Origin of the sequence: Kibdelosporangium banguiense (genome assembly GCF_017876405.1) — a bacterium.
Taxonomy (GTDB): domain Bacteria; phylum Actinomycetota; class Actinomycetes; order Mycobacteriales; family Pseudonocardiaceae; genus Kibdelosporangium; species Kibdelosporangium banguiense.
The window spans coordinates 1,494,242-1,512,022 of record NZ_JAGINW010000001.1; the positions used below are offsets into that span (position 1 = coordinate 1,494,242).

Here is a 17,781-nt window from a genome sequence, read left to right on the forward strand (position 1 = left end):
CTGGGGGTCGGCGCACGGAAACTGTCGGTAGGTCGGGATAACGTCGAAGACGTGCGATTCGGGGTGCTGGGGCCGCTGGCCGTGTGGACTGCTGATGGGCGCGAGGTGCGCGTGCCCGAGGTGAAGGTCCGCACGCTGCTGGCGGATCTGCTTGTTCAGGAGGGTCGTCCGGTGCCGGCCGATCGGCTGGCCGACGACCTGTGGGGTGACAGGCTGCCCGGAAATCCCGTCAACACGCTGCAGACCAAGGTCTCGCAGTTGCGTAAGGCGCTGGAGGAGGCCGAGCCGGGCGGGCGGCTGCTGGTGTCCCTTCAGGCCGGTGGCTATGTGATGCAGGTCGATGTGGACGTGGCTCAGTTCCGTGAGCTGACAGCTCGTGCGAGTACATCTGAGGATGCGCGGACGCGCGCAACGCTGCTGTCGGATGCGTTGGCCCTGTGGCGAGGGCCTGCGCTGGCGGACTTCGCTGATGAGGCGTTCGCCGTGCCGGTGATTCAACGACTCGCCGAGGAGCGCTTGGCCGCGCAGGAGGAGTTCGCGGATGCCCGGCTTGACCTGGGTGAACACGGCTCGTTGGCGGGCGAGCTGACTGAGCTGGTCTCGACGCATCCGTATCGGGAGCGTCTGCGGGCGCTGCAGATGCGGGCGTTGTATCGGGCAGGCCGGCAGAGTGAGGCGTTGGACAGCTTCCGGCAGTTGCAGACATTGCTCGACGATGAGCTGGGCCTGACTCCCGGGCCGGAACTGGTCGCCCTGCAGCAGGCGATCCTCTCGCAGGATCCGGCGCTCGGCCCGCCCGCGTTATCCGGGACCAACCTGCCCGAACCGTTGACTGAGCTGGTCGGACGGGACATCGCCGTGCAGTCGGTGCTGTCGCTCATCGGCGAGACGCGGCTGGTCACGCTGACCGGGCCGGGCGGTGTCGGCAAGACGCGGCTGGCGATCCAGACCGCGCGGCAGTTACCGAACGCGTGGCTGATCGAGTTCAGCGGCCTCGACCAGCACGGCACTGAGGAGACCTGTCCACGAGACGACCTGGTCGCCGAGGTCATGGCGACCACACTCGGGGTTCGCGACGAGGGCGGGTCGGGCGTCGACCGGCTGGCGCAGTCCCTGCACGCCAGGGAAGTCCTGCTGGTCCTGGACAACTGTGAGGGCCTGGTGGAGTCGATCGCCAAGGTGGCGGTCCGGCTGCTGCAGGCGGTGCCCCGCCTGAGAATCCTGGCGACCAGCCAGGAACCGCTCGGCGTCGCCGGCGAGGTGGTGTGGAACGTGCCACCGTTGGACGTTCCCGGTGCGGCAAGTGTCGCGGCCGAGGACGTCCAGGCGTTCAGTGCCGTGCAGCTGTTCGTCGCCCGCGCTTCGGCCGCAGCGCCGGGGTTTGCTTTGGACGCGACCAATTCGGCCGCGGTCGCCGCGATCTGCCGGCGCCTGGACGGGATTCCGCTGGCTCTTGAACTGGCTGCCACGCGTGTGCGTGCGCTTGGACCGCACGAGTTGCTCCGCCGCCTTGACGACAGATTCCGGTTACTGGCCAGTGGAAACCGCAGCGGCCCCGCGCGGCAACGGACACTGCGGGCGATGATCGACTGGAGCTGGCAGTTGCTGTCCGCAGAGGAGCAGGTCGTGCTGCGGCGGCTGGCCGTGCACGCCGAGGGCGCGAGTCTTGCTGCGGTGGAGGCATTGTGCGCAGGCGGGAACGTGCACGCGGAGGACGTGCTCAACCTCCTGGCCAATCTCGTCGACCGGTCGCTTGTCGTGAACGCGCATGGGCCGCGGTATCGGCTGCTCGAATCCGTTGTGGTGTATTGCCTTGACCGGTTGCGTGATGCCGACGAGCTCGAAGAGATGCGACGCAGACACGCCGAGTACTACATGACTTTGGCGGAGCGGATCGATTCGTTCTCCCGCACGCGGGAGCAGCGCGCGTGGCTCGACCTGATCGATCTCGAGGCGCCGAACTTCCGGCGGGCAATGGAGACCGCGCTGCAACTGAGCGACGCCGAACTGGCTTTCCGCTTGGTCAACGCGTTGACATGGTGCTGGTTCCTGCGCGGCCGGATCAACGAGGCCCGCATCTGGATCAGGCAGGCACTCGCGCTGGCCGGCGACCAGTCGGACCTGCGCACCGCAGCCCAGGCTTGGGAAGCCGGGCTCGCTGTTCTCGCAGGCGAGGTCGTCGACCTAGAAGGCTTCGCCGCGGCCTATGACATCAAGGACCCTGGCAGCCGCGCCATGGCTCTGTGGTTCCTCGGCTACGTGACCACCACAATGGGCGGCACGCAGTCGACTGAAGTCCTGACCACACAAGCACTTGCGGAGTTCGAGAAGCTCGACGACCGGTGGGGTATCGCGGTCTCGCTCGTCGACCGTGTGACACACCACAAGGCCCGAGGCGATTTCGACGCGGCCGAATGCGACGCCGAACGGGCCGCGAAGCTGATCGACGACATCGGCGAACGCTGGGCGCAACTGCAGGCGAGCTTCACCGTCGGCACTCTCGCCGAGATCTCCGGCGACTACACCCGAGCCACCCGGATCCACCACGACGCCCTGCGCATGGCCGAAGAACTGGACCTGGCACCGGAGATCTCGTACCAGCTGTCCTGGCTCGGCCGGATCGCAATCCTCACCGGCGATCACGACAAAGCCTGGGACCTGCACTCCCGCGCCCGGCGGATAGGCGCCGACCAAGGCTTCAAACCCGCCGAGATGTACGCCGAGATCGGCCTCGCGCTGGGTGCCCGCCAGGCCGGCCTGCTCGACCTCGCGGAAAAGCACCTGCTCAACGTCCTCGACTGGCACCGCGACCAGGGATTCGAATCCGGCAGCGCCCTGATCCTGGCCGAACTGGGCTTCATCGCCGAACTGCGAGGCGACCTCCCCACGGCCCTGCGCCTGCACCTCAACGGCTACGCGATCGCCCGCGACACAGGCGATCCCCGCGCCGTGGCCCTCGCCCTCGAAGGCCTCGCCGGCACCCAGGCCCTCGCCCGGAACTTCACCAGCGCCGCCCGCCTCCTCGGCGCCGCCGCCCAGGCCCGCGAGTCCGTCGGCCGCCCCCTCCCCCAAGGCCAACGCTCCGACGTCAACCGCATAACCGAAACCACAACCGAAACCCTCGGCCCGGAAATCTTCACGACCGAATTCACTCTCGGCACCCGCACACCACCCGACACCCTCATCCCCACATCCGAACCAGCGCTGTGGTCTGAGAGACCGGGCTGGATGCCGGTCGGGGACTCCCTGGGGAAGTGACTGGACTCTCGCGATCGATGAGCCGGCTTTACAGCTGAGCGTCGCGCAGCGTCTCCAGGGCGCGGTCGGCGTGGCCGTTCATGTCCAGCTCGGAGTGGATCGCAGCGAGGATCTTGCGGTCGGTGCCGATCACGAAGGTCATCCGGCGGTTCTTCAGTGGGCCGATGCCGAGCTTGCGGCGCACGCCGAGCTGCTGGGCGACTGTGCCGTCCGAGTCGGACAGCAGCGGGTAGTCGAAGCTGTGCAGCTCGGAGAACTGACGCTGCTTGTCGACGCTGTCCGCACTGATGCCGACGCGCTGGGCGTTGTACTCGGCGAACTCCGCGGCGAGGTCGCGGAAGTGGCAGGACTCCACCGTGCAGCCCTTGGTCATCGCGGCCGGGTAGAAGAACAGAACGACCGGGCCTTTTGCCAGGAAGTCCGTCAGTTTGCGTGCCGCTCCGGTCTCGTCCGGCAGCTCGAAGTCCTCGACCAGGTCACCAACGGATCCGCTCATTACCCAACGGTACACACCACACGATCGGATAAATCTGCGTACCAAGCCTTTCCACTTCGTGGGATCAAGACGACGTAAAAGATGCCGCCGAACGCGTCAAGGCCACGCCAGCGCCCGCAGCTACTGCCCGGTGACTGTGAGTAAATCGAGCGGTTCCGGCTCAGTGATGAGTAAGGGGTGCCCAGCACATGAACGGCAGCACCACCAGTTGGCCGCGGATCTCCGGCGCGCTCGGGTCCGCAGCGGGTTTCGCGGCCGGGATCATCGCGACTTTGGTCGCGTCGCTCGTCGGCGCGACGACCCACCACGAGATCGGATTGTTCGCGCTGGCTCTGGCGGTCGCCGGAGTATCGGCTGTCACCACGGTCGTCGGCGCGCTCGCCACCTGCGTGCAGTGCTGGCTGCTGTACGCGGGCTTCATCGTCGGCAGGTCGGGTTCGCTCGTGCTCGACGAAGCCTCGGCCGAGACGGCCGGCTTGTTCGCGATCATCGCCTTGGCCGCGACCGGGATCGCAGGCGGCGGCACGACCGTCCGCGCGCGTCTGACCCGCTGAAACGACACGCCGACAGGCCTGCCGTCTCTCCCCCTGCCGGGTTACGGCGACTTGCGAACGACCAAGCCCGACACCAAAGATCGAACACGTGTTCGAGTATGAGTGCAGGCGTGCGGCCGAGGAGATCCGGACAGCGTCCGACCGGCTACGGAAGCTGGGCCGCAAAGCGGCGCCGGGAGTCTGGCGAGTCGCGCCGGGCGGCGACACGATCCGTGTACTCGGCCGGGACAACCAGGAAATCGCTGTGCTGACTGGATTGTGGGCGCCCAGCACGGCCACGTACCTGACCGCGGTATCGCCCACCACCGCCTACAACCTCGCCGAACTCATGTGGCTCAGCGAAAGCGTGGTCCGTAAGGGCGAAATGCCATACCGGCTGCGAGAAGCAATGCTGACCCTCGCAAAAGGACTCTAGTCATCGGACAGTTCGGCCGGGTCATGCAGCCTGTGGACGGGCTCCTTCATACCGGTTGCCCCTTCGTTGCTCAGAGCGGGAACCAGGTCCCCGGCTGCCAGGAGATGTCGCCCCAGGCCAGGCGTTCTCGCCGGTTCGGGTCGACCTCGACGTGACTGTCCTCGTCGAACACCAGCACCGGACGGGTCGGGCCGTACGGCGGCCACGTGGGCAGGCCGGTGCCGAACGGGATGCCGTCGCCGATGAAACTCACCCACGACTCGTGGATCTGCGCGGCCGCGATCTTGCGGGGCGACGGCGTCTCGGCCGCGCCTGGCGGGTTCCAGACCATGCCGAGCTCCATGCCGTGCGCGCCGTCGAGGAACTCCGGCACGCCAGGTTGCGCGATGTCGATCCGGTAGCGGTAGACGCGGCTGTGCAGGGCCTGCGCGTCGGCCAGCCGTTGCGTCGGGATGCCGTAGCGCTCGTCGCTCATCGCGGCGATACGGGCCGCGTCGGCGCCGCGAGTGTCGCGGTAGGTATCGAGGATCTTGTTGTCGCCGAAGATCGACGTGAACACCTCGTCCGCCGGCGCGGTGGCCTCGTCGCCGAGGAATGCCGCGAAAGTGGCGGCCTCGTTGCCGTTGTGACCGATCATCAGCCGGATCCCGGCCGCGCTCCCGGTGGCGATCAGGCTGGTCGGCATCGCGGGAAGCACCTTCGGATGCAGCGTCGGCCGCCACAGCCACACCGCGGCCATCCCGGTCAGGATCCGTTCCTGCGCCGCGAGAATCTCCTCACCTGGCACCGACCGGAGATGACGCGTGCCGAGCTCGTCGACCAGGCGCTGCGCGATCATCGTGCCCTGCTCGGCCGTGGCGACGTGGTCACCGCCGCTGCTGATGATCGCCTGGGAGAACATGTTCCGGGCCATCGGGCTGGCCATCAGATTGCCGACGCTCTTGGCACCCGCGGACACGCCGTAGACGGTGATCCGCTGCGGATTGCCGCCGAACGCGCCGATGTTGTCCCGGACCCAGCGCAACGCGGCGATCTGGTCGAGCATCCCGCACACGCCAGCGTCCGACTCGCCCGGACCGAAGATGCCGGCCAGATATGCCCAGCCGAGCGCGCCGAGCCGGTAATTGACCGTCACCACGACAATCCCGGCCTGCGCGAACGCCTCACCTTCGCCCGCCTGAATTCCGCTGCCGGTCCGGAAGCCACCTCCGTGCAGCCAGAACAGCACCGGCCAGCCACCTGACGGCGGCGTCCCGACCGGAGCGCACACGTTCAGGTACAGACAATCCTCACTGGACGGCGCGGGGGTGACACCGATCTCCTGGGGCTGTAGCGACTGGGGCCCGAAGTCGGTCGCCGGCCAGGTTCCGGTCCACGGGGTCGCCACGCGAGGCGCACGCCAGCGCAACTCGCCCACCGGCGGCTGGGCGTACGGAATCCCCCGCCAAACAACATGGTCATCGCGCTGCAGCCCGCTCAGCCGCCCCTGCCGAATCGTCACCACAGCCACGCGTCCCCACTATAGGACGGTGATCCCATTTACGTGCGACAAGTCGCTACTTGACAGCACATGTCAAGTACTTGACACTTGATGTCAAGGAGGTGGGCGATGACGGCGACCGGGCCATTGGCCAGGCAGCTGATGGCGATCATGGGCAGCAGGCTGCTGGACCCGTTGGAGATCCTGCTGAACGATCCGGTCACCGACCTGCGGGCCAGGTGCGAGTGGGCCGCCCTGCAGTGGGCGGACCGGCTGCTGGGCCCGGAGGCGAACTTCGCGATCGCGACCATCATCGGCGCGCTGTACCCCGGCGACGAGGCATTCGACCCGCCTGCGGACTGGTGGACGACCCCGTTGGGCCGGGTCGTGCTGCTGCGGATGGGTTTCCCAGGCCGGGAAGCGGTGTCGTACGCGGTCGCCGGCGCGATGCTGGGCGTCACCAGGCAAGGCGTGCACGACCTGGTGACGCGCCACAAACTCGCCCGCCATCCCGACGGGGGCGTCACGGTGACGTCCGTCCAGGAACGGATCAAGCAGAGGGGACAACGAGCATGAAAGATCTGCTGTTGCTGCACGGTGCCGGCGGAAATCCGGCGAACTGGGACGCCTTCGTCCCGGAGATGACCGGTTTCCGTTGCGTGGCGCCGGATTTGAACGGACTGACGACCTGGGAGGCGATGCTCGACCACCTTGACGGCCTCGACCTGGACAACCCCGCGGTCGTGGGCGCCTCGCTCGGCGGCGCCCTGGGGGTGCGCTGGGCGAAGCGCCACCCGGAGTGCCCCGGTGTGGTCAACTTCGACGGACACGGCTGGCCGTCGACCTATCCTGGGCTGACTCAGTCCGAAGTGGACATCTGGAGGGCCAAGCTGAAGGAGATCTTCGACGAGATGGCCCGGCACATGGCGCCGCATCACGCCGCGCTCCGGCCGTTGGCCGACAACGGCAGCGTGCACGACCTCTACGACGGGCTCACGGCCCCCGTGCTGGCTGTCGTCGCGATGGAACTCATGCCGCCACAGGAGCCGTTCGCCGAGTTCTACACCGCCACGCGGCGCGGCGTGCTCGCTGACCTCGCCGGTCGGCAGGTCGTCGAGTTCCCGGCCCACCACGGGATGCTGAGCACGCACCCCGGTGAGCTGGCTATGCTGGTTTCCCGCTTTCTGACGGAAGATTGAGCTTCGGCAGCATCGCTTCGATCTCTTCGCGTTTCGGCTCAAGCCACGGCGGTAGTTTCAACGCCCGGCCCAGTTCCAGCAGCGGCTCGTCGATCGCGAAACCCGGTTCGTCGGTCGCGACCTCGAGCAGCGTCCCGCCGGGTTCCCGGAAGTAGATCGACCTGAAGTATTGACGGTCCAAGATGGACGTCACGTTCACGCCACGGTCGACGAGTTCCTCCCGCCATTCAGCCTGTGTCCGCTCGTCCGGCGCGCGCCACGCCACGTGGTGCACCGTGCCTACCGCGACCACGCCCTGCGGCGCTTCAGGCGTCACGAGCACGTCCACCAACGCCCCCGCACCGCCCTCACCTGCGGCGAAGCGGAGCCTGTTGCTGTCCTCGTGCACCTGCCGCAGGCCCAGGTCGTCCACGAGCATGCCCGCCGTCGCCTCCTCCCGGTCCACCGACAAGGTCACCGAGTGCAGGCCACGGATGGCATGCTCGGGCGGCACGAACCCGTGGTCCCATGGCTCACGTGGATCCCCTTGGACGTGGGCGACCAGCGCGATGGTGATGCCGTCGGGGTCGCGGAAGGTCAGCACGTCCTCCTCGTCGCGGTTGACGACCTGGCTCACCGCTACACCCAGGCTGGTCAGGTGCGATTTCCACCAGCCGATCGCGGCCTGCGGCACGGAGAACGCCGTGGTGGTCGCCTGTCCGTTGCCGTGCAGGCCGACCGGGGCCTCACGCCAGGGAAAGAATGTCATCAGCGAGCCGGGCTTGCCAGAGCTGTCGCCGTAGTAGAGGTGGTAGGTGCCTGGATCGTCGAAGTTGACGGTCGTCTTGACCAGTCGCAGGCCAAGGGCCTTGAGATAGAAGTCGACGTTGCGCTGCGGGTCCCCGGCGATCGCGGTGACGTGGTGCAGCCCGCTCGTCGCGATGGACATGGTGACTCCTCTCGGGTCACCGAGGATTGTGCCCCCAAAGTGGCGTTCGGGGCATCCGGAGCCAGGATACGCACCAGTAACTTACTGACGGTTTCTTTCGGTCTCGGCAGGGGTGGTTGTGCTGACACGGCGGCGGGGCAGAATGCTCGGCGTGACTTTGTCGATAGACCAGCGGATCGCCGAGGAGCTGGGCGTCCGCGAGCACCAGGTGAAGGCCGCAGTCGACCTGCTCGACGGCGGCTCGACCGTGCCGTTCATCGCCCGGTACCGCAAAGAGGTGACCGGCATGCTCGACGACGCGCAGCTGCGCACCCTCGAAGAGCGGCTGCGTTATCTGCGTGAGCTCGAAGAGCGCCGGGGGGCGATCCTGGAATCGGTTCGCTCACAGGGAAAGCTCACCGACGAGCTGGAGCAGCAGATCCTCACCGCGGACTCCAAGGCCCGGCTGGAGGACATCTACCTGCCCTACAAGCCCAAGCGGCGCACCAAGGCGCAGATCGCCCGCGAGGCCGGTCTGGAACCGCTGGCCGACCAGCTGCTCGCCGACCCCACGCTCGACCCGCAGGCCACTGCCGCGGGCTTCGTCGACGCGGAGAAGAACGTGGCGGACGTGGCGGCGGCGCTGGAGGGTGCGCGGTCGATCCTGGTCGAGCGGTTCGGTGAGGACGCCGATCTGATCGGTGAGCTGCGTGAGCAGATGTGGTCGCGTGGCCGGCTGGCCGCCAAGGTGCGGGACGGCAAGCAGGAGGAAGGCGCCAAGTTCGCCGACTACTTCGACTTCGCCGAGCCGCTGACCAGGCTGCCTTCGCACCGGATCCTGGCGATGTTCCGCGGGGAGAAGGAGGAGGTCCTCGACCTCAACCTGAACCCCGAGCCGGACGACGAGCCCGCCACCGGGCCGAGCGACTACGAGATCCGGATCGCGGCGCGCTTCGGCATCGACGACCAGGGCCGCGCGGGCGACAAGTGGCTCACGGACACGGTTCGGTGGGCTTGGCGCACAAGGATTCTCGTGCACCTCGGGATCGATCTGCGGATGCGTCTGCGCAACGCGGCCGAGGAAGAGGCCGTCCGGGTGTTCGCGGCCAACCTCCGTGACCTGCTGCTCGCCGCGCCCGCAGGCACACGGGCGACCATGGGCCTGGACCCCGGGTTCCGTACCGGTGTGAAGGTCGCTGTGGTCGACGGCACCGGCAAGGTCGTCGCGACCGACACGATCTACCCGCACGAGCCGCGGCGCGCGTGGGACGAGTCGATCGTCAAGCTGGCGGTGCTGTGCAAGCAGCACAACGTCGAGCTGATCGCGATCGGCAACGGCACGGCGTCGCGTGAGACCGACAAACTGGCCGGTGACCTGCTCAAAGCGCATCCGGACCTGCGGCTGACCAAGGTGATGGTCTCCGAGGCAGGCGCGTCGGTGTACTCCGCCTCGGCGTACGCGTCGGCTGAGTTGCCCGGACTGGACGTTTCCCTGCGTGGCGCGGTGTCCATCGCGCGGCGGCTGCAGGATCCACTGGCGGAGCTGGTGAAGATCGACCCCAAGTCGATCGGTGTCGGCCAGTACCAGCACGACCTGTCCGAAGGAAAGCTGTCGCGCTCACTGGACGCGGTCGTCGAAGACTGTGTGAACGCGGTCGGCGTGGACGTGAACACCGCGTCGGCACCGCTGCTGACCAGGGTGTCGGGCATCGGCGAAGGCCTGGCCGAGAACATCGTGCTGCACCGCGACTCCAACGGGCCGTTCCGGTCGCGCAGCGCGCTGAAGGAGGTCGCCCGCCTGGGGCCCAAGGCTTTCGAGCAGTGCGCGGGCTTCCTCAAGATCCCCGACGGCGACGACCCGCTGGACAACTCCAGCGTGCACCCCGAGGCCTATCCGGTGGTGCGGCGGATCCTGTCGGCGACAAAGACCGACGTGCGGTCGCTGATCGGCAGCTCGGTGCTGAAGTCGTTGAAGCCGAACGACTTCGTCGACGAGAAGTTCGGGTTGCCGACGGTCACCGACATCCTGACCGAGCTCGACAAGCCCGGCCGGGACCCGCGGCCGGCGTTCAAGACCGCGACCTTCGCCGACGGCGTCGAGAAGATCGGCGACCTCAAGCCGGGCATGACGCTGGAGGGCGTGGTCACGAACGTGGCCGCGTTCGGTGCGTTCGTGGACATCGGCGTGCACCAGGACGGTCTCGTGCACGTGTCGGCGATGTCGCGCAACTTCGTCAAGGACCCGCGTGACGTGGTCAAACCGGGTGACATCGTCCGGGTGAAGGTGCTCGAGGTCGACATCCCGCGCAAGCGCATCGGCCTCACGCTGCGGCTGGAGGACGAGCCTGGCAAGCCCGCCCCGCAGGCCGACCGTGGTGGCCGCCGCGACGGCGGCCAGGGCGGCGGTCGCCGTGGCGGCGGGCAGCAGCGTCAGCAACGCCGCAACGAGCCCGCGGCCAGCGGCTCCATGGCGGATGCCTTGCGGCGCGCGGGTTTCGGCAAGAACTAGTTCTCGGCGATGAGGCCGGCGAGGAACTCCCGATAAGTCTGTTTCATCGGGAGTTCCCGCTCCTCACGCACCCGGCGGCGGGTGGCGGTCACCTCCATCGCACGCATGGGGTCGTACCCCGGGCGCTCGTACGTCTCCCACCACAAACCGACGCCCCGGCGCTGCCAGGCGGGCAGCTCGTTGAAGTTCACGCCGTGCTGGAACAGCATCTCGTTCTTGGCGGAGGCGTTCGCGCCTTCCAACGCCCTTGTGGCCTCCCGGCGGCTCCGGCCGTCTTTTCGTAACGTCCAGTAGCACCAGCCGTTGAGCGCTGAGCGCGCTGCGTCCGCCTGGCGCCAGGAGAAGTAGTCGACGACATCCGCTGGGCCCGTACCGACCCATACGCGGCTGTCGAAGTGCACGGGCTCGCCGGCCGCATGTGTGAACGCGGCTGCTGTGACGCTCGCTGACAACGACACGAGCTTCTCCACGCCGCGGCCGAAGATCTCCGAGCGTGGGTCGAGCAGGATCGAGATCTCGTCGCTTTCGGTGTAGGCGTAGCGCGCGCCGAACTCGGTCAGCAGCACCTTCGCCGTCTCGGTCATCAGCTGGGAGAACCGTAAGTCGAAGGGCTTGTCGAACCGTTGCTCGGTGAACTTGGAGAAGCTGCGGCCGTCCACTCTCAGGATCGTCCAGGCGCCCGGCAGCACGACCATGGAGTGAAACCATTCGCGCGCCCGCTGGCTCGCCTCGAACTCGTCGCCGTGCACCAGCCACTCCTTCTGTCACCACTCTGACACCGAGCGTGACAGTAGCGGTCTACGTCGTGCCCCGGACAATCAGCTCATGCGTGCCGATTACGTCCTGTTCGGCTACTCCTGTCCGGAGCTGGTTGAGCAACAGACGGGCCGCCGCGGCGCCCTGAGCTGCCTCGTCATGCCGGATCGCGGTGATTCCGGGGTGGGTCAGCTCGCAGACCGGTACGTCGCCGTACGCCACGATTGCCAGGTCATCCGGTATCCGCATGTTCAGTACGGCGGCGTGCGCGACTACTTTCACCGCGTCCAGCGGATCGTCGAAGACCACCGCGGTGACCTCCTCACGCAGCCGTCTGATCGCTTCGAGTGGCTCGCCTTGGGCGTGCAGCACTTGTGCACCGCCGAATTTCCGTTCTCCCACGTGACCGATGGTTTGGTGCCCACGCTCGGTGAGATGCTCGATCACCTTGCGGTAGGCCGGTTCCGGGTCGATCCGGAGCGAGGACATGCCCGGCCGGCCGTCGCCGATCACGACTGTCGGCACGTTCAGGTTGTGCAGAAAGGGAATTCTGTGGTCCTCGGGTCGCGGGTCGACGACAAGCACGCCGTCGACCCGCCGCGTGGCCCACCAGTCCTGGTACGTCTCCTCCGCGTTCGTGCCGTCCGCGATCGCGAGCAGAAGTGCGATGCCGTCGCCCGCCAGCTCTCGCTCGATACCCGCCACCACCGCCCATGAGATCGGTCCCGTGATCGCCAGGCCGACTGCGCCCGCGCGCTCCCCCGACAGCGCCAGAGCAGCCGTGTTCGCCCGCCAGCCGAGCGCGTGCGCGATGCGGGACACGCGGTCGCGGGTCTCCTCCGAGACCCCTGGCCTGCCGTTCAACGCGTAGGACACAGCCGCCTTCGACAGCCCGGCACGCCGGGCGATGTCGCCGATGGTGGGTCGTTTCATCTCGGCCTCCATAAGTACACCCGACCGAGGGATACCCAGCCTCCCACCGCAGCTCAAACCCCAAACCGAAATGACTGTTCCGTCAACCGCCCGAAAAAACTGTCAGACCCGCCCGCGAAGCTGGCCCCAGACGAGCTCACCAGAGGCTCAACGAGACGAAGAGGAGAAAGCCATGGGGATCGTGGACTGCCGGGCGGACGTGACGGCCAACGGCCACCAGTTCAGCGTCCGCGCGGCGACCCTGCCGCCCGCCGGGGACATCGGCGAACGCATCGAAGTCGCCCTCACCGGCGTCGACTCGGCCGGGTCGACGACCGCCTCCGGCTCCTTCACCCTCCCGCCCGACGGCCTGTCGGCGGTCGGCAAGCTCATCAACCAGGTCATGTCCGGACTGTCCACACTCAACGGCCGGCCGGCCACGGGCCCGGCCAACGCCCAGGCCCCGTGGACCAAGGAGCAGGACGACGAACTACTGGAGCGCTGGCTCGCGGCCGGCGACACCAACGCCGCCACCATCGTGCGCCGCAACCTCGCCACCCACTTCGGCCGCTCCTCCGGCTCCATCCGCGCCCGCCTGCTCCGCATCGGCTGCGACCCCGACGCCCCGGGCCACGCCTTCATCCCCACCACCCTCGCCACCCATCCGGTGCCCAACACAGACCCCGACCCCGAACCCGACGACACATGACCCGCGTCTGCTCCCGCAGATCAGCCCGCTCGTGACCCCAGCCACGAGCAGCAGCGCCGTCCTCGCCTCGCCGCCCACCCCTCGACAGGCCAACCCGAAACGAGCCACCTTGCCATCCATGGCCTTTTGTCGTCGCTTATCGCCCTGTCGTCGATCGCGGCGCCGATTACTGCAGCCCAGCCTTGTCCGTGGGCCGTAGCGACCGCCAGAGAGGCACCTGCGCCTCTCTGGCGCCCCGATCCGAGCCGGTCGCCGGTCGCGTTGAGCCGGTCACCGTGGTGCTGTCGGGCCAGCATGCCTGTGTCACGCAAGGTCATCCTCGGCGGCCGGACAGATCCCGCTAACTGGCCACCTATGGGAGATCCGACTGGCCACCAACACGCGGCCCAGTCTGAGAATGTCTCCAGCTGCTTTTTGTCCGCCCTGGCGGTGGGGTGCTTGCCGTCCATGATCAGCTGACCTGGTCGACCAGGGCAGGAAGTACATCGGGGACAACAGATTCACATCGGTCATCACCTGCGGAGGTTGCCACTTCACTATCAAGGTTGAAACCTGGTTGCGCATTCACCATCAGCGCTGGCTAAGCTGCATCCCGCCATCTGCTGGGAGAGGCGAAACACTGTGAGATTTGGCGTGCTTGGCCCGTTGGCCGTGGCCGGCCCGGGTGGGGAGGTCCGATTACGTGGTGAGCATCAGCGGGCTTTGCTCGTGATGCTGCTCTTCCACGCGAACAGACCTGTGCCGACCGACTTGCTCGTCGGGGCGCTGTGGCCTGAGCTGCCGCCGAAGTCTTACGCCTCCAACCTGCACACGTATGTGTCCAGGCTCCGGGCGCGGTTGCCTGGTGTGCGGATCGATCTGGCCGGGCGTGGGTACCGGCTGCAGGTCGCGACCGAGGATGTGGACCTGCTGTCGTTCCGGGACCACGCTGCGGCGGGTCGCAGTGCGGCTCGGGCGGGGCAGCCGGAGAAGGCGGCCGAGCATCTGCGTAAGGCGTTGGCACAGTGGCGGGGGCACCCGTTGATGGACATGCATGTGCCTGCGCTGGACGCGGAGATCGGCCGGCTGGTGTCCGAGCGGCTGGCGGTGTTCGAGGACTGCGTCGACGCCGAACTCGCGGCTGGGCGGCATGCCGAGCTGGCAGCGGAGTTACAGGCGGCGCTGGGCGAGAACCCGCTGCGGGAACGGCTGGCCGGGCAGCTGATGCTGGCGTTGCAGCGCTCGGGCAGGCAGGCGGACGCGCTTGAGGTGTATCGCATGACGCGGACCACCCTCATCGACGAGCTGGGCGTCGAGCCGGGGATGGCGTTACGGCGGTTACACGCGTCGATGCTGCGGGGCGAGCCGGATGTGCCGTTGCCACGGCCGACTTGGCCGATCTGCCAGCTGCCTGCTGTGGCCGCGGACTTCGAGGGACGGCAGAAGCAGCTGGCCGAGGTGACCGGGCTGCTCAACCCGGGCGGACGCAGCGTTCCCGTGGTGGTGCTGAGCGGGGAACCAGGCGCGGGCAAGACAAGCCTGTCGATCGGGGCCGCGCACCAGTTGCGGTCGGTGTATCCGGACGGGCAGCTGTTCGTGCCACTGTCGGGTGTGGACGCGCCGCGCGACACCGGTGCCGTGCTGGCGGACCTGTTGCGGGGCTTGGGTGTCAGTGGCCCCGCGATCCCGGACGACATGCAGGCCCGCGCGGCGACGTACCGAGGCCTGCTGACTGATCGCAAGGTCCTGGTGGTGCTGGACGACGCGGCTGATCCGGCGCAGGTGCGGTCGTTGCTGCCGGGCACGCCCGGGTGCGCGGTGCTGATCACGAGCCGGCGGCGGCTCAGCGGGCTGGCCGGGGCGAGCCGGGTGACGGTCGGGCCGTTGGTCGACGACGACGCGATCCGTCTGCTGGAACGCATCGCCGGGCGGGCGAGGGTGGCCGGTGAGCGGGCCGATGCGGTACGGATCGCGAAGGCGTGCGGCAACCTGCCGCTCGCATTGCGGATCGCAGGTACGAGGTTGGCGTTGCGTCCCAACATGAAGCTGGGGATGCTCGCCGACAGGCTGGAGGACGAAGGACGGCGACTGGACGAACTTGAAGTCAGCGACCTGCAGGTACGCGCCAGCCTCTCGCTCAGCTACGCGGCGCTCGACCCCAAGTCGCGCATCGCGTTGCGGCGGCTTGGCCTGATCAAGACGGTTGATCTGCCGGAGTGGCGGATCACGACGTTGCTCGGCAGTGAACCCGCCGAGGGCGTGGTCGACGATCTGGTCGAGTCCGGCCTGCTCGAACCGACCAGGGTCGATGAGACCGGCGAGCCCCGCTACCGGTTGCACGACCTTGTGCGGGTGTTCGCGTTGGAACGGGCGAAGATCGAGGACAGCCCACGCGAGCTGTTCACCGGTGCGCGCACGATCATCGACGGGATCGTAGGCATCGCCGATGTGGCGGCACGCCGGCTGCCATGGACCATTCCGCTGCCACGGCTGGACGGGGCGATCCCGACTCAGCCGTTGGACACGGAACTGGTTGACCGGCTGACGGCCAACCCTGAGGCGTGGTTCGCCGCGGAGCGGACGAACTTGCTGAACGGTATCCCGAAGATGAGCGCGTTCGGCTGGCACACGGACGCGTTGCTGCTGATGGAACGGCTGTCGGTGTACCTGTGGCCGGAAGGGCTCTACGCGGACATGCGGGTCGGCTACGAGAGCATCGCCGAGGCGGCAGGCAAGGCGAACCCGCGGGTCACGGCGCGGGCGAAGTCTGTCCTGGCGTTGCTGCGGCATGCACGCGGTCAGTACGAAGAAGCTGTGCATGAGTACCAGGACTGCGCGAAGGAACTGGACGAGCTGGGCGAACAAGAAGCACTGGCGTGGGTGCACGCCAACTTGGCCGCGTGCCTGATCGCGGTGGGCAGGCCGGAGGAGTCGATCGAGCTGACCGCGTCGGCCCGGACCGAGCTCAGCGATGACGGGTTCGCTGTCGGTTCTGTGCTGCGCACCCAGGTCGCGGCGCTCAACCGGCTGGGCCGGACCACCGAGTCCGCCCGGATCGAGGCCGAGGCCCTTGAGCTGGCGAAGGACGCCGGTGAGCCACGGCAGCTCGCGATGGCGTTGCACGACCAGGCCTGGGGTTTCGTACTCGGCGGCGAAGATCTCGACCGGGCCGCGGGCCTGGCCGAGGAGGCCATCACCTTGCTGCGGTCGGTCGGCTCGCGGTCGGCGCTGGCTCGGGCTTTGCGCACTGTGGGCGCGATCCGGGCCGGGCTCGGCAACCGAGACGAATCCGTCCGCGCGTTCCGGGAAGCTCGCGACATAGCCCGGGAACTCACCGAACGACCTCGCGAAATGTCCTGCACCCGCGCCATCGCCGCAGCCTGGGTCGGTGATGGCCGCGTCGCCGAGGCTATCCCCGTCCTGCACGAATGCCTTGCCACACACCGCGAAATGGGTAGCGCCGCAGCGACGACAATCACCCTGCACCTACTGGCCGCCGCCTACGAGGCCAACGGCGACCACATGGAGGCAGACCACGCCCGCGCCGAAGCCGGCCAGCTCTGCGACCCCCGCGACACCAACACCGCGACCCTGCTGAACCTCCTGCTCAACCTCACAAAACCAACCCCCGCAACAATCTCCCGGACCTGAACCGGCAAACCTGTTCCCATCAACCGAATCCGCACCGTTCACTTCCTTGACAAACCATGGCGCCCCGGCGGCGACCCCACCGCCATCGCCCAGGCCGTCATCCGCGAAACCCAGCCGTTGGCCGCGACGGTCAGACCATGCTTGCCACCAGACCTCGCCCGGGAAAGGCGAACCCGCCGAGTTGCCCGCGCTCACCGCAGATCCGACCAGGATGGTGGATTCGGCACGGGAGAATCCGGCTCCCCCACCTGGAAATCCAACCGGGCAACCGCACAACGCCCCTCGCTGCAAGGCGTTTGGGGTCGGACGCACCCCTCAGTTCGTCCGACCCCACCCCCGGGGTTCTGGCATCAGGCCCGCTGCTTGAGTGCCTTGGCGTAACGGCCGTTCGGCGACAGCCAGGTCAGGACGATCGAGGCGATCGCGCCGAGCGTGGCGACCCAGCCGATGGCCAGCATGGTGCCGGTGCTGCCGACGGTGTCCAGCGAGATGATGCCGGCGAACAGCAGCAGGAACGCGGCGCTGATGGTGACCATGACGCGGGCCCAGGTGGCGGCCTTGGTCATCAGCAGACCGAACAGCAGCACCAGGGCGCCGGGCACGATCAGCAGGTAGGCGCGGGTCTGCAGAGTCGAGGTCGCGGCCTCGGCGGCGACGTCGAGGATGCTGCCGCCTTCGGCGAGGATGGTGTCGATGCTCTCACCGGTCAGGATGGACACCGCGTTGGCAGCGATCTCCCTGGCCAGCTCCGGGCCACCGGTGAGGATCATGATGCCGTTCACGATCGCGGCCAGTGCCGCGAGGATGGTGACGCCCAGCGCTGCTTTGAGGGTTGCGGGCTTGGCAGGTGCGGCACCGGCAGTCTGCCCGCTGTAGGCCGGGGTGGTCGGGTATGTGCTCACGTGCGTCAGTGCTCCTAGATCGTGCGGAAGTCCGGGTGACAATGTCGGGGTCAC

14 protein-coding genes are annotated in these 17,781 nt (G+C 67.9%); 8 read left to right on the forward strand and 6 right to left on the reverse strand.

The window, feature by feature from the left end:
- Nucleotides 1-51: 51 nt before the first annotated feature.
- A complete protein-coding gene (locus tag JOF56_RS07080; RefSeq protein WP_209635668.1) occupies nucleotides 52-3,258 on the forward strand; it encodes an AfsR/SARP family transcriptional regulator in 3,207 nt (1,068 codons plus the stop codon).
- Nucleotides 3,259-3,286: 28 nt separating this feature from the next.
- On the opposite strand, the gene JOF56_RS07085 is transcribed toward JOF56_RS07080, so the two are convergent.
- Nucleotides 3,287-3,754 carry a peroxiredoxin gene (locus JOF56_RS07085; RefSeq protein ID WP_209635670.1) on the reverse strand — a complete coding sequence of 156 codons (468 nt, stop codon included), beginning with the start codon at nucleotides 3,752-3,754 and terminating at the stop codon, nucleotides 3,287-3,289.
- Nucleotides 3,755-3,942: 188 nt separating this feature from the next.
- On the opposite strand from JOF56_RS07085, the gene JOF56_RS07090 reads away from it, so the two are divergent.
- Together JOF56_RS07090 and JOF56_RS07095 are read left to right on the forward strand one after the other, a co-directional pair.
- A complete protein-coding gene (locus tag JOF56_RS07090) occupies nucleotides 3,943-4,308 on the forward strand; it encodes a hypothetical protein (protein ID WP_209635672.1) in 366 nt (121 codons plus the stop codon).
- Between the two features lie 88 nt (nucleotides 4,309-4,396).
- Entirely contained in the window at nucleotides 4,397-4,723 is a 327-nt protein-coding gene (locus tag JOF56_RS07095) for a hypothetical protein (RefSeq protein ID WP_209635673.1), read from the forward strand.
- 70 nt (nucleotides 4,724-4,793) lie between these two features.
- Here the strand turns inward: JOF56_RS07095 and JOF56_RS07100 are convergent, their stop codons facing one another.
- Nucleotides 4,794-6,233 (reverse strand): carboxylesterase/lipase family protein, encoded by a 1,440-nt coding sequence (locus JOF56_RS07100; protein WP_209635675.1) that lies wholly within the window; start codon nucleotides 6,231-6,233, stop codon nucleotides 4,794-4,796.
- A gap of 99 nt (nucleotides 6,234-6,332) precedes the next feature.
- Here JOF56_RS07100 and JOF56_RS07105 point away from each other — a divergent pair, with 99 nt between their 5' ends.
- Both JOF56_RS07105 and JOF56_RS07110 read left to right on the forward strand, forming a co-directional pair.
- The gene (locus JOF56_RS07105) at nucleotides 6,333-6,779 is read left to right on the forward strand and encodes a hypothetical protein (protein ID WP_209635677.1); all 447 of its coding nucleotides are present in this window, start codon (nucleotides 6,333-6,335) and stop codon (nucleotides 6,777-6,779) included.
- On the forward strand, nucleotides 6,776-7,402 hold the full coding sequence (locus tag JOF56_RS07110) for an alpha/beta fold hydrolase (RefSeq protein ID WP_209635679.1): 627 nt from the start codon (nucleotides 6,776-6,778) through the stop codon (nucleotides 7,400-7,402). The genes JOF56_RS07105 and JOF56_RS07110 overlap by 4 nt, the downstream gene beginning before the upstream one ends.
- Here JOF56_RS07110 and JOF56_RS07115 read toward each other — a convergent pair.
- A complete protein-coding gene (locus JOF56_RS07115; protein ID WP_209635681.1) occupies nucleotides 7,368-8,330 on the reverse strand; it encodes a ring-cleaving dioxygenase in 963 nt (320 codons plus the stop codon). The genes JOF56_RS07110 and JOF56_RS07115 overlap by 35 nt on opposite strands.
- Before the next feature lie 142 nt (nucleotides 8,331-8,472).
- On the opposite strand from JOF56_RS07115, the gene JOF56_RS07120 reads away from it, so the two are divergent.
- Complete coding sequence (locus JOF56_RS07120; RefSeq protein ID WP_209648066.1) at nucleotides 8,473-10,818, forward strand: Tex family protein; 2,346 nt, start codon at nucleotides 8,473-8,475, stop codon at nucleotides 10,816-10,818.
- On the opposite strand, the gene JOF56_RS07125 is transcribed toward JOF56_RS07120, so the two are convergent.
- Nucleotides 10,815-11,567, reverse strand: coding sequence for a tRNA(His) guanylyltransferase Thg1 family protein (locus JOF56_RS07125; protein WP_209635682.1), 753 nt, complete (start codon nucleotides 11,565-11,567; stop codon nucleotides 10,815-10,817). The two genes, JOF56_RS07120 and JOF56_RS07125, sit on opposite strands and share 4 nt — an antisense overlap.
- A 49-nt stretch (nucleotides 11,568-11,616) precedes the next feature.
- Nucleotides 11,617-12,507, reverse strand: coding sequence for a LacI family DNA-binding transcriptional regulator (locus tag JOF56_RS07130; protein ID WP_209635684.1), 891 nt, complete (start codon nucleotides 12,505-12,507; stop codon nucleotides 11,617-11,619).
- Between the two features lie 172 nt (nucleotides 12,508-12,679).
- On the opposite strand from JOF56_RS07130, the gene JOF56_RS07135 reads away from it, so the two are divergent.
- Complete coding sequence (locus tag JOF56_RS07135) at nucleotides 12,680-13,195, forward strand: hypothetical protein (protein ID WP_209635686.1); 516 nt, start codon at nucleotides 12,680-12,682, stop codon at nucleotides 13,193-13,195.
- Between the two features lie 621 nt (nucleotides 13,196-13,816).
- A complete protein-coding gene (locus JOF56_RS07140) occupies nucleotides 13,817-16,825 on the forward strand; it encodes an AfsR/SARP family transcriptional regulator (RefSeq protein ID WP_307854962.1) in 3,009 nt (1,002 codons plus the stop codon).
- A 350-nt stretch (nucleotides 16,826-17,175) separates the two neighbouring features.
- On the opposite strand, the gene JOF56_RS07145 is transcribed toward JOF56_RS07140, so the two are convergent.
- Entirely contained in the window at nucleotides 17,176-17,727 is a 552-nt protein-coding gene (locus tag JOF56_RS07145; protein WP_209635688.1) for a hypothetical protein, read from the reverse strand.
- Between the last annotated feature and the right edge of the window lie 54 nt (nucleotides 17,728-17,781).